The sequence below is a fragment of the Erythrobacter sp. CCH5-A1 genome (genome assembly GCF_001557115.1).
Taxonomy (GTDB): Bacteria; Pseudomonadota; Alphaproteobacteria; order Sphingomonadales; family Sphingomonadaceae; genus Erythrobacter.
The window spans coordinates 1-11,784 of record NZ_LSKQ01000228.1 but is presented as its reverse complement, the minus strand read 5'-3'; the positions used below and the strand labels follow the sequence as shown (position 1 = coordinate 11,784).

Sequence of the window (11,784 nt, the reverse complement as noted above, 5' to 3'; positions counted from 1 at the left end):
GGCCTCACAACGGCGGGAGGGTGCTGCAGTCGGTGAGCGCGGCGTCCTTGAGCCCACGCCACACGTTCCGCGCCTGCACCGTCTCGAAGACATCGTGGACGCGCAACAGTTGGACGCCCGCCTCCATTCCCTTGAGCGCCAGCGCGAGCGATCCGGCGAGGCGCTGGGCCGCCTCCTCCTCGCGAGACAGCGCCCCGATCATCCGCTTGCGGCTCACCCCCAGCATCAGCGGGCTGCCCAATGCGTGGAACAGCGGCAGCGCATTGATGAGAGCGAGGTTCTCGGCGAGCGACTTGCCGAAGCCGATGCCTGGGTCGAGGATGATGCGGTCTTCGGCGATCCCGGCAGCGATGGCCGAGGCGCGGGCGTGGTGGAGGAAATCGAACACCTCGCTCACCACGTCGACATAGCCCGGGCCCTTGTGGAGGTCCTCGCCTGCGCCCGGCGCGTGCATCAGCACCACCGGACAGCCCTCGGTGGCAATGACCTCTTTCGAACGCGGGTCGTAACGCAGCGCCGAGACGTCGTTGGCCATATGCGCGCCCGCCGCCAGCCCCGCCGCCAGCACGCCCGCGCGGCGGCTGTCGAGGCTGATCGCGGCGCCCATGCCCGCGCAATATTCGATTGCGGGAACGACGCGGCGGATTTCCTCGTCCTCGAAGGTGGCGGCAGCGCCCGGCCGCGTGCTCTCTCCGCCGATGTCGATGATCGCCGCGCCCGCCTCGAGCATGGCGGCCGCGTGGGCGCGCCCGGCTTCGATGTTGTCGTGCTGGCCGCCATCGGAGAAGCTGTCGGGGGTGGTGTTGAGGATCCCCATCACCTGCGGCTGGTCGAGCCGGACGGTGCGCTGCCCGAGCTGCAAGGGCGCGTGTGCCTTGGCAAGGTTGGCCCATTGCGCTTGGGCCTCGTCCGCGAGAGAGCCCGAAAGGCGCGCGAGCGCCGCTTCGATCTCGGCGGGCGTGCCGGTGATCCGCTCTTCGACCTCGCGGCCATCGCGCAGCACCAGCGCGAATTCGCGGGCATAGGCCATCGAGCCCCCGAGCCGCACCGCCGCGCCCTCCACCGCTTGCGGGCCGGAGACGAGGGTGAGCGGGTGGATATAGACGGAGTCAGCCATGCCGTCCGTCTAGCAGGCGCACGGCGGGGCGGACAACGCAGGCGTGCCGATTATCGTCAGCCCCTTGGTCTTTCACGCTTTTCTAACCCCTCCGCCGGTATCTCAGCTTCAAAGGAGGCCCTGCTCTATGTTTGCACTGATGGAACTGGTGTTCGACGCCCTGTCGCTCGGGAATGACATTCGCGAGAGCAATCGCGACGACCGCGACGAGCGTCGCCGCAGCGGGCGGCGCATCACCTATGCCATGTGGGTGGGCTTCTTCCTCGTAGTGCTGCTGCTGATCAAGCTGTTCTGATCAATCCTCGGCGGCGAGCAGGTAGAGCTGGCGTGCCGCGTCGATCGGCTGCACCTCGCCCCCCTTCTCGTAGTGCCAGAAGGCCCAGCCGTTGCACGACGGCGCGCCTTGCACCTCCTTGCCAAGCCCGTGGATCGAGCCGGTCTTGCCCTGGCATTCGAGGCTGCCATCGGTGCGCACGGTGGCGATGAAGCGCCGCTTCCTGTCGAACACCTGTGCGCCGGGCGGGATCAGCCCCGCCTCCACCACCGCGCCGAAGGCCACCTTGGGCGCGGTGCGGGGGGACTGCATCGTGGTGAGCGCGCTTTCATCCAAGGGCAGCTCGCGGTCGATGCGTTTGGTCGCGACCTCGCGATAGAAATCCTCGCGCTCGCAGCCGATCCACTCGCGCCCCAGCCTTTTCGCGACCGCGCCGGTCGTGCCGGTGCCGAAGAAGGGATCGAGCACCACGTCGCCCTTCTCGGTGGTCGCCAGCAGCACGCGGTAGAGCAGCGCTTCGGGCTTCTGGGTGGGGTGCGCCTTCCTGCCGTTTTCCTTGAGCCGTTCCCCGCCCGAACAGATCGGCAGCACCCAGTCGGAACGCATCTGGAGCTCGTCATTGAGGGTCTTCATCGCGCGGTAGTTGAAATGGTAGCGCGCCTTCTCCCCCATGCTCGCCCAGATCAGCGTCTCGTGCGCGTTGGTGAAGCGGGTGCCCTTGAAATTGGGCATCGGATTGGTCTTGCGCCAGACGATGTCGTTGAGGATCCAGAAGCCGAGGTCCTGCAGGATCGCGCCGACGCGAAAGATGTTGTGATAGCTGCCGATCACCCACAAGGCGCCATCGGGCTTGAGCACCCGGCGCGCCTCTGCCAGCCATTCGCGGGTGAATTTGTCGTAGGCGGCCATGGAATCGAACTGGTCCCAGTGGTCGGTGACCGCATCGACATGACTGCCGTCGGGACGGTTGAGATCGCCGCCCAGTTGCAGGTTGTAGGGCGGGTCGGCGAAGACGAGGTCGACGCTCGCCGTCGGCAGCGAGCGCATCGCTTCGATGCAGTCACCGGGCAGGATCCGGCCCAGCGGCAGATCGAGCGCACGCGCGGTTTCGAGCGTTTTTTCAACGCTTTTCGCACGCGACTTCACCTTTTCTATCACGCCAGCCACGGGGCCCTCGCCTGTCATGTGTGGGAACTTATCCACAGGCATGAGTCTTTGAAGAGTCCGCGTCAAGCCTCTAATTTTGTGTGACGATTGTGACCGGGCGACGCGCGCGGGCGGAACGAAACGAGTCCGGCACAAGATGTTGAGTCCGCAAGGCCGCACGGGACTCCGGATGTGGGGGTGTGGCGGGGAGGACTCACCTGCGCCCTAAGGCGAATTAGATCAGCACCAGCTGCGACACCGGCGCGAAGCTCATGCGGTGGAGCGGGCTCGGCCCGTGCAGGCGCAGCGCTTCCATGTGCTCAGCCGTGCCGTAGCCCTTGTTGCGCTCCCAGCCGTAATGCGGGTGTGCGGCGGCGGCTTCCAGCATCATCCGGTCGCGCCACTCCTTGGCGATGATCGAGGCGGCCGAAATGGCGGGCTCGATCCCGTCCCCGCCGACGATCGCGCGCGCGGGCCAGCACCATTCGGCGCAGCGGCCCTGCGGAGTCATGTTGCCGTCGATCAGGACCTCCTGCGGCCCGCGCCCGAGCGCCGCGGTCAGCGCGCCGACCGCGCGGGTCATCGCGTGCATGGTCGCCATGAAGATGTTGAGCCGGTCGATCTCCTCCGGCTCCACCACCGCGACCGCCCAGCCGCAGCCTTGCCGGATCGCTTCGTCGAGCCGCGCGCGGCGGGCGGACGAAAGGCGCTTGGAATCGTCGAGCCCCGCAGGTATCGCCGCGCCCAGAACCACCGCCGCGGCCACCACCGGCCCGGCGAGCGGCCCGCGCCCTGCCTCGTCGACGCCGATCACCAACGGCTGTCCCGAGGCGATCAATTCCGGAGTGACCCCAAGCATGATCCGTTCTGCCCGTTTGCTCGCCGCTCTTTCGACGCCCGCACTGATGCTGGCAAGCTGCGCCAATGCGCAAACCGGGGAAAGCGCCGCCGCGCCTGCCGGAGAGGCGTTCAAGGTTACCGATGTCGCGGGCTTCGAGGAGCCCTGGGCAATGGCCTTCGCGCCCGGAACGGCGACGCTGTTCGTCACCGAGAAGGCGGGCACTGTGAAGCTGATCGACACCAAGACGGGAGCAACCGCGACCGTCTCCGGCGCGCCCAAGGTCGATTACGGCGGCCAGGGCGGGCTCGGCGACATCGCCTTCCTGCCGGCCGAGGCCTCGGACAAACTCGGCACCCGCACGATCTACCTGAGCTGGGCCGAGGCCGGCGAAGGCGACACGCGTGGAGCGGCGGTGGGCAAGGGCAAGCTCGTCTGCTCGGCCCCCACCAGCTGCGCGATCGAAGGCCTGTCGGTGATCTGGCGCCAGACCCCCAAAGTGACCGGGCGCGGCCACTATTCGCATCGCCTCCTCTTCTCGCCCGACGGCAACTATCTCTACGTCGCCAGCGGCGAGCGGCAGAAGATGCAGCCCGCGCAGGACACCGCCACGACGCTCGGCAAGATCGTGCGCCTCAACCTCGACGGCACCCCGGCTGCTGGCAACCCGATGGCCGAGAAGGGCGGCGTCACCGCCGAGATCTGGTCCTATGGCCACCGCAACATCCTCGGCATGGCGTGGGATGGGCAAGGCCGGTTGTGGGAAGTCGAGCACGGCCCGGCGGGGGGCGATGAATTGAACCTTGTCACGCCGGGCGCCAATTACGGCTGGCCGATCCGCTCGAACGGCGAGCACTACAACGGCGACCCGATCCCCGACCACGAACCGTCGGACGGTTTCGCCCAGCCCGCGCTGAGCTGGAACCCGGTGATCGCACCGGGCGGCATGGTGATCTACACCGGGGACCAGTTCCCGGCGTGGAAGGGCCATGCGCTGATCACCGGCCTTGCCACGCAGGCGCTGGTCGATGTCGCGATTCAAGGCGACAAGGCGCGCGAAGTCGCCCGCCACGAATTCGATTCGCGCCTGCGCGCCATCGCCCAGGGCCCCGACGGGGCGATCTGGGTGGCGCAGGACGGCAAGGGCGCGCGGCTGCTCAAGCTCACCGCAAAATGAGCGCAAGCCCCCGCGCTGCTGGCAGCGCGACGATCATCCCGCTCGAGGCGGTCGATCCCGCCATGATCGAGGAAGTGCTCGACCGCGCCTTCGGGCCGGACCGCCATGCGCGGACCGCCTATCGCATCCGCGAAGGGATGGCGTGGCTGCCGGGGTTGAGCCTCGCCGCGCTCGATGAGAATGACCTGCTGGTGGCGACGGTCCAGTGCTGGCCGGTGGGCTTGCAGACCAAACAGGGGCAGGTGCCGCTGGTGATGGTCGGGCCGGTTGCCGTGGTCCCCGAGCGGCAAGGCGAGGGTTTTGGTGTGGGCCTAATGAGCGCGATGCTCGCCGAGGATGCGCGTCTGGCGGCGAACGGCGGTCGTGCGCTGCCCCAGGTCTTGATCGGCGATCTATCATACTACGGCCGCTGGGGCTTCTCCGCGGCGATGACCGGCGGCTGGCGCTGCCCCGGGCCCTACGAACAGGACCGCCTGCTCGCGCGCGGCCACGGCCTCGCCGCGATGCCGTCCGAGGGCATGCTGGGGCCGTGGGAGGGCTGACCTCCGGCCTCGCCCGTAATGACGAATGAGGGGTTCACCTTCCCCGCCCCATCTGCCATCCCCTTCCCGCCATGCCTTACGATCCGCCTCCGCACCTTGCCGGCCTGAGCCTCGCCGAGATCGCCGCGCTGGTCGAAGCGCGCCAGCTCCCGCCGGTCGAACAGTGGTCGCCCGGGAAGATCGGCGAGAGCCACATGGTGATCGCCGCCGACGGGACGTGGTTCCACGAGGGCGGGGTGATCCGGCGCGAGGCGATGGTGCGCGCCTTTGCGAGTCTGCTCACCCGCGACGATGCGGGCCATCACTGGCTGGTCACCCCGGTCGAGAAGCTCGCGATCGAGGTCGAGGATGCGGCCTTCATCGCCACCGATTGCGTGCGCAAGGACGATGCGCTGGTGTTCCGCACCAACACCGACGAGCTGGTGATCGCCGGCCCCGGCCAGCCCTTGCGCGCGGCGGGCACGGCGGAGGAGCCCGCGCTCTATCTCCACGTGCGGCGCGGGTGCGAGGCGCGGCTCAACCGCTCGACCTGGGCGCAGCTTGCCGAGATCGCGCTGGCCGAGGGGGCGGAGGACAACGGCTGGCAGGTCACCAGCCGGGGCGAAGCCTTCCGCCTGCTGCCATGAGCCTCTTCGATCCCCTCGCCCGCGCCTTCGCCGAGGGCCATGCACGCGACATTCCCGACCTTCTGAGCGATGCGCATTTCGCCAAAAATGGCCGCGCCACACCCGCTGCGGTGCTGATCGCGATCACCGATGTGCCGCGTGATCCGCAGGTAATCCTCACCCAGCGTCCGCGCGCGATGCGCGATCATCCCGGGCAGGTCGCCTTCCCCGGCGGCAAGCTCGATCCGGGCGAGGATGCGGTCACCGCCGCGCTGCGCGAAGCCGAGGAGGAGCTTGCCCTGCCCCGCTCTGCGGTGCGGGTGATCGGCACCAGCGACGTTTACCACACCGGCACCGGCTTTCTGGTGACGCCGGTGGTGGGCGTGGTGCCCCCCGGCCTGCCGCTGGTGCCCAACCCGCAGGAGGTCGAGGCGTGGTTCGAGGCGCCGCTCGCCCTGCTGCTCGATCCCGCCAGCTGGACCACCAACGAAGTGTTCTGGCGCGGGGCCAACCGCCGCTATCTCGAGCTCGACTGGCAGAGCTTCCGCATCTGGGGCGTGACAGCGGCGATCATCGCCAACCTCTCGCGCCGCATCTCGCTCGAGGCATTGCGCGATGCTGCGTGACCTTTCGCAGGCCGATTGGACCCGGCGCGAAGGCCTCGCGGCGCTGACGCGGGCGCTCGGCGCCGAGAACATCCGCTGGGTCGGCGGGGCGGTGCGCGACGGCTTGCTGGGGGTGGCGGTCGCCGATGTCGACTGCGCGACGAAGCTGATGCCCGCCGAGGTCATCGCCGCCTGCGGCCGCGCTGGCATCCGCACCGTGCCTACGGGGATCGACCACGGCACCGTCACCGCAATCCTCAAGGATGGGCCCGTCGAGGTCACGACCCTCAGGCGCGATGTCGCCACCGATGGCCGCCGCGCCACCATCGTCTTCGCCTCGGACTGGGCCGAGGACGCGGCGCGGCGCGATTTCACCATCAACGCGCTCTATGCCCACCCCGAGACGCTGGAGATCGCCGATTACTTCGGCGGGCTCGCCGATCTGGAAGCGCGCCGGGTGCGCTTCATCGGCGACGCGCGCCAGCGGATCGCCGAGGATCACTTGCGCATCCTGCGCTACTACCGCTTCCAGACTCGCTTCGGCGCAGAGCTGGACGAGGGGGCGGAGGACGCCTGCGCCGAGCTCGCGCACACGCTGAAGGGTTTGAGCCGCGAGCGGATCGCGAGCGAGCTGCTCGCGTTGCTCGGCCTGCCCAATCCGCACGCAACCGTCGCCCGGATGCGCGCGCGCGGCCTGCTGCCGGTGATCCTGCCCGAAGCCTGTCCGCCGCAGGTCGCCCTCCTCGGCAAGCTGATCGCTGCCGAGACCGCGCAAGGCATCGCCCCCGATCCCGTCCGCCGCCTCGCAGCCCTGCTCCCGCCGAGCCCCGAAATCGCCGAGACCGTCGCCGCGCGCCTCAGGCTCTCGAAGGCGCAGCGCGGCCGCCTCGTCGCCGCCGCCGAACGCAAGCCCGATGACAGCGCGAACCCCACGGCGCTTGCCTACCGTCTGACTCCGCCAGTCGCCACCGACCGGCTGCTGCTGGGCGGCGGCGATGCGCGGGTGCTGGAGGGCTGGAGCGTGCCCGTCTTCCCCTTGAAGGGCGGCGCGATCGTCGCGCGCGGTGTGACCGCGGGGCCTGCCGTCGCGCGAGTCCTCCAGGCGGTCGAGGCGCGCTGGGTCGCCGAGGGCTTCCCCGGGGCCACGCGGATCGAGGCGATCCTCGCCGAAGAGCTCGCGCGCGCCGCCCCCTGAGCGGCTCGGCCTGCCGCTATCGGGGCGATTTCCGGGACGGATGCCGGGCGCACAGCCTCTGCCGCAATTGTCTTACTTGTCGGACACAGGTTAGCCTTGCTCCTGCGGGTGCCCCTCGCCCGCGCCCAGTCCGGACGTGCCGCCTCCCTTTTTGGCACAGCAACCCTCCGGCTCAGGAACAAGGGAGTTGAACGATGAAAACCCTCAAGCTCGCAGCTCTTGCCGGCGCCCTCGCCATCACCCCTGCCGCCGCTTCGGCGCAGGAGGTAGGCGCCACGGTCTACGGCTCTGACGGCAATGCCGTCGGCACCGTTGCCGAGGTCAACGATCAGGTGGTCGTGATCGATACCGGCAAGCACAAGGCCCCGGTGCCCGTGAACATGATCGGCGATGGCGAGAAGGGCAAGACCGTGGGCGCCACCAAGGCACAGGTCGACACCATGATGGACGAGCGCATCGCCGAGGCCAATGCCAAGCGCGACGCCGCGCTGGTGCAGGGCGCCGCGGTGGTCACCGTCGGCGGGCGCGATGCGGGCAAGCTCGGCAAGGTCGACCTTGCAGGCGACAGCATCGAACTGATCGCGCCCGAAGGCACCTTCCCGATGAGGAAGGAGCACTTCGCGGTGAACCCGCAAGGCCAGCTGACGGTGCTCTACAGCAAGGAACAGATCGCCGCAGCGGCGGCGAGTGCCAAGGGCAGCGCGCCCACGGGCGGCAAGTAAGCCCAACCGGCGGCCGGGCGGCACGATCCGCCCGGCCGCATCGCCGCATGGCAGCAGGGTTTCGGTTGACTTGCAGCACCGGCGCCCCGATCCTTACCCCATGACGGGGGAAGCGGGGCGCAGGTCCTTTGGGGAAGTGGGCTTTGCCCATCTGCCGGGCGCGGTGCCGGCCGATACGCTTGCCCGTGTGGGTGCCTTCCTCGACAGGCTGATGGTCCCCGAGCCGCACGAGCGACGTCTGGTCATGCCTTCGCCGGCGGGGCCGGTTGTGACCAATTGCGATGTCCTGCTCGATTGGGGCGACCCGGCGCTGCTCGAACTGCTGGCCGTGCCCGCGCTGATGGAGACGGTCGCGGCCATCTGCGGGCCCGATTTCTTTCCGGTGCAGGAATTCGCCGTCATCAAGCATCCGGGCGATGGCCTGCCGGTGCTGTGGCACATCGACATGCCCCATCGCCGCAGCGGCCCGGCCTGCACTCTGGGCGTCTATCTTGACGATTCGCTCGCGGGCCAGGGGGCGCTGCGCTTGGTGCCGGGCAGCCACCTCAGCGACGAACCGATCGAGGCCCTCGCGCAGCAGGCCGCCATCGAGGTGCCCGTCCGCGCGGGCGATGCGATCGTCCATGACATGCTGACCGCCCATTCCTCCAGCGCGATGACCGCCGGGACGCGCCGCCGGGTGATCTACCTCGAGTTCCTGTCGGTGGCGCTGGCTGAGGCCGAGGCGCTCTATCCCCCCGAATACATCGCGCAGCGACAGCGGATCCTGTTCGCAGCACAGCGCTATCGCGCGGCGCTTTGCCCCGACGCTCCGTGCTTTGTGCCGGGCTTTGCCGACCCGGCACCGGGCGACCGGCACCGAAGCGTGGTCGAGGTGCTGCGCGAGGTGCACGATACGCCGGTGCGCCCGCAGCCCGCGCGATATGCGATGCCGACGGCCGTGAGAGCTCCGGCCTAGTCGAAGCGGTTTTTCTTTGGGAAGCCCTGCGGCGGCATCCGCCCGGCCGCGCCGCGCGCGACCTTCCACATGCGGATCTCGGTCTCGGTGCGGGTGCGCTCGCCCGATCCACCCATCTGCCAGCTGAGCCCCTCGGCGAGCACGAAGGTGGTCGCGTCCGACATTCCCCCGTCGCGGTAGCGTTGCAGCTGCACGCCCTGCCCGCGCGACATGACCGGCAGTTCCTCGAGGTTGAAGACCACCAGCTTGCGGTTCTCGCCCACCACCGCAACATGATCGTGGCCCTCGCCGATCGGGCGGATCACGGTGAGCTTCGCCCCGTCCTTGAGGTTCACCACCTGCCGGCCCTTGCGGGTCTCGGCGAGCAGTTCGTTCATCTCGGCGACGAAGCCCTTGCCGTGGCTCGAAGCGAGCAGCAGGCGGCCCCCGGGCCTGTGCACCATCAGCGCGCAGACACTGGCCTCGCTCTCGAGGTCGATCATCGTGCGCACCGGCTCGCCGAAGCCGCGCGCGCCGGGGAGCTTGTCGCAGCCCAGAGTGAAGAAGCGCCCGTCGGAGGCGGCGAGCAGCAGCTTGTCGGTGGTCTGCGCGTGGAGGATGAAGGCGAGGCCGTCACCCTCCTTGTACTTGAACTCCTGATCCAGGGGCACATGCCCGCTCGCCGCGCGGATCCAGCCCTTCTGCGAGAGGATCACCGTCACCGGCGCCTTCTCGATCATCGCGTCCATGCTGAACACGGCCGTGGGCGCGGCCTCGGCGATCAGCGTGCGGCGGCGCCCAAGCGGCGTGTCCTCGGCATAGGCCTTGCGCAGAGCCTTGAGATCCTTGGTCAGCTTGCGCTTCTGCTTCTTGGGATCGTCCAGCAGCGCCGTAAGCTCAGCCTGCTCGGCCAGCAGTTCGTCCTGTTCCTTCCTGAGCTGCATTTCCTCGAGCTTGCGCAAGGAGCGCAGCCGCATGTTGAGGATCGCCTCGGCCTGCCGGTCGGTGAGGTCGAATTCCGCGATCATCACCGGCTTGGGCTCGTCCTCGGTGCGGATGATCTCGATCACCCGGTCCAGGTTGAGGAAGGCGATGATGTAGCCGCGCACCAGTTCCAGCCGGTCGGCGATCTTCTCGAGCCGGTGCTTCGCGCGGCGCTGCAGGATGTCGATCTGGGCGAAGGTCCAGCTTTCGAGCAGCTCCTTCAGCCCCATCACCATCGGCGTGCGCCCGAACCCGGGCCGCGCGTCGAGGACGTTGAGGTTGAGGCCAAAGCGGGTCTCGAGGTCGGTGAGCTTGAACAGGCTCTCCTTCAGGAGCTCGGGATCGACATTGCGGCTCTTGGGGACGAGCACGATACGGATCGCCTCGTCGCTCTCGTCGCGCACATCCTCGAGGATCGGCAGCTTCCTGTCGGCGATCAGCTGCGCGATCTGCTCGATCAGCTTGGACTTGGGTACCTGATAGGGGATTTCCGAGATGACCAGCTGCCACTGGCCTCCGCCGAGCCGCTCGATTCCCTGCGCGATGTCGACCTCGTCCTTGGCTTCGGGCGCAAGGAAGCGGCCGCGCAGGCGGAAGGCGCCGCGCCCGGTGCGATAGGCCTCGGCGATCACCGCCGGGCTGTCGATCACCTGGCCGCCGGTGGCGAAATCGGGGCCGCGAAACTTCTCCATCAGCTGTTCGTGGGTGATGGCCGGGTTCTCGATCAGGTCGAGCGTCGCGTCGATGATCTCGGCGACATTGTGGCTGGGGATGCTCGTCGCCATCCCCACCGCAATCCCGCTCGCGCCGTTCGCCAGCAGATTGGGGAACAGGCCGGGGAAGATCTCGGGCTCGATCTCCTCGCCGTTGTAGGTGGGGAGGAAATCGACAGTGCCTTCGTCAAGGCCCGCCATCAGTTCCAGCGCCGTGCGGGTCAGGCGGGCTTCGGTGTAGCGGTAGGCGGCGGCGTTATCGCCGTCGACATTGCCGAAATTCCCCTGCCCTTCGACCAGGGGATAGCGAAGGCTGAAATCCTGCGCGAGGCGCACCATCGCGTCATAGACCGAAGCGTCGCCATGCGGATGATACTTGCCGATCACGTCGCCCACGACGCGTGCTGATTTCTTGAAGGCATCGTTCGGGTTGAGCTTCAGCTGGCGCATCGCCCACAGCAGGCGGCGGTGGACCGGTTTCAACCCGTCACGCAGGTCCGGGAGCGAGCGCGCCGTGATCGTCGAGAGCGCATAGACCAGATAGCGCTCGGACAGCGCGGCATCGAAGGGCGCATCGACGATCGCGTCGAAACCGTCGTCAGGCGTATCGGTGGTGGGAGGCGCGGCCATGACCTCCCATAACAACCCGCGTCGCAGCGAGGGAGAGGGGTTTCCACAGGGTTGCGAATTTCGCGCGCACGGCGATTGCGGCAAGAATGTGGCGAAATTGCGGTTGGATTATGGCGAAAATAAGGCATGATTGCGGCGAAACTGGGGCAAGGGCGGCGAGTCGCACCTGTGCCGCTGAGCTTCACCGAGGAGAGAACCCATGCGTAAGACCCTGATTTGCGCCGTTTCCATCACTGCCCTCACCCTCACCGCCCGCTGCGCCATCGTCGAGCGCCGGCTTGCTGCAGGCGGTGAGGGTG

General features: G+C 68.4%; 12 protein-coding genes. 8 read left to right on the top strand and 4 right to left on the bottom strand.

Going from position 1 to position 11,784, the window contains the following annotated elements:
* Positions 1 to 4: 4 nt before the first annotated feature.
* Positions 5 to 1,117, bottom strand: a complete 1,113-nt coding sequence (gene folP, locus AX708_RS13595) for a dihydropteroate synthase (RefSeq protein ID WP_066532129.1) — start codon at positions 1,115 to 1,117, stop codon at positions 5 to 7.
* A gap of 127 nt (positions 1,118 to 1,244) precedes the next feature.
* Between folP and AX708_RS20535 the strand changes: the two genes are divergently transcribed.
* Positions 1,245 to 1,412 (top strand): hypothetical protein, encoded by a 168-nt coding sequence (locus AX708_RS20535; protein WP_156443493.1) that lies wholly within the window; start codon positions 1,245 to 1,247, stop codon positions 1,410 to 1,412.
* On the opposite strand, the gene AX708_RS13590 is transcribed toward AX708_RS20535, so the two are convergent.
* Complete coding sequence (locus AX708_RS13590) at positions 1,413 to 2,576, bottom strand: site-specific DNA-methyltransferase (RefSeq protein ID WP_067490245.1); 1,164 nt, start codon at positions 2,574 to 2,576, stop codon at positions 1,413 to 1,415. It abuts the gene before it with no gap.
* Positions 2,577 to 2,772: 196 nt separating this feature from the next.
* Positions 2,773 to 3,396 (bottom strand): ribonuclease HII, encoded by a 624-nt coding sequence (locus AX708_RS13585; RefSeq protein ID WP_066525671.1) that lies wholly within the window; start codon positions 3,394 to 3,396, stop codon positions 2,773 to 2,775.
* Between AX708_RS13585 and AX708_RS13580 the strand changes: the two genes are divergently transcribed.
* The 7 genes from AX708_RS13580 (at position 3,395) to AX708_RS13550 (ending at position 9,179) form a co-directional block, all read left to right on the top strand.
* Complete coding sequence (locus AX708_RS13580) at positions 3,395 to 4,552, top strand: PQQ-dependent sugar dehydrogenase (RefSeq protein WP_066525670.1); 1,158 nt, start codon at positions 3,395 to 3,397, stop codon at positions 4,550 to 4,552. The two genes, AX708_RS13585 and AX708_RS13580, sit on opposite strands and share 2 nt — an antisense overlap.
* The gene (locus AX708_RS13575) at positions 4,549 to 5,094 is read left to right on the top strand and encodes a GNAT family N-acetyltransferase (protein ID WP_066525667.1); all 546 of its coding nucleotides are present in this window, start codon (positions 4,549 to 4,551) and stop codon (positions 5,092 to 5,094) included. Before AX708_RS13580 ends, AX708_RS13575 begins: the two co-directional genes overlap by 4 nt.
* Positions 5,095 to 5,165: 71 nt before the next feature.
* A complete protein-coding gene (locus AX708_RS13570) occupies positions 5,166 to 5,720 on the top strand; it encodes a DUF1285 domain-containing protein (RefSeq protein ID WP_066525665.1) in 555 nt (184 codons plus the stop codon).
* Positions 5,717 to 6,325: a CoA pyrophosphatase gene (locus AX708_RS13565; protein ID WP_066525663.1), complete on the top strand. Its 609-nt coding sequence runs from the start codon at positions 5,717 to 5,719 to the stop codon at positions 6,323 to 6,325. The genes AX708_RS13570 and AX708_RS13565 overlap by 4 nt, the downstream gene beginning before the upstream one ends.
* Positions 6,315 to 7,499, top strand: a complete 1,185-nt coding sequence (locus AX708_RS13560; RefSeq protein ID WP_066525660.1) for a CCA tRNA nucleotidyltransferase — start codon at positions 6,315 to 6,317, stop codon at positions 7,497 to 7,499. Before AX708_RS13565 ends, AX708_RS13560 begins: the two co-directional genes overlap by 11 nt.
* A gap of 194 nt (positions 7,500 to 7,693) precedes the next feature.
* Positions 7,694 to 8,221, top strand: coding sequence for a hypothetical protein (locus tag AX708_RS13555; RefSeq protein ID WP_066525659.1), 528 nt, complete (start codon positions 7,694 to 7,696; stop codon positions 8,219 to 8,221).
* 100 nt (positions 8,222 to 8,321) lie between these two features.
* Positions 8,322 to 9,179: a phytanoyl-CoA dioxygenase family protein gene (locus AX708_RS13550; protein ID WP_082745406.1), complete on the top strand. Its 858-nt coding sequence runs from the start codon at positions 8,322 to 8,324 to the stop codon at positions 9,177 to 9,179.
* Here the strand turns inward: AX708_RS13550 and parC are convergent.
* The gene (gene parC, locus AX708_RS13545) at positions 9,176 to 11,485 is read right to left on the bottom strand and encodes a DNA topoisomerase IV subunit A (RefSeq protein WP_066525657.1); all 2,310 of its coding nucleotides are present in this window, start codon (positions 11,483 to 11,485) and stop codon (positions 9,176 to 9,178) included. The genes AX708_RS13550 and parC overlap by 4 nt on opposite strands.
* Between the last annotated feature and the right edge of the window lie 299 nt (positions 11,486 to 11,784).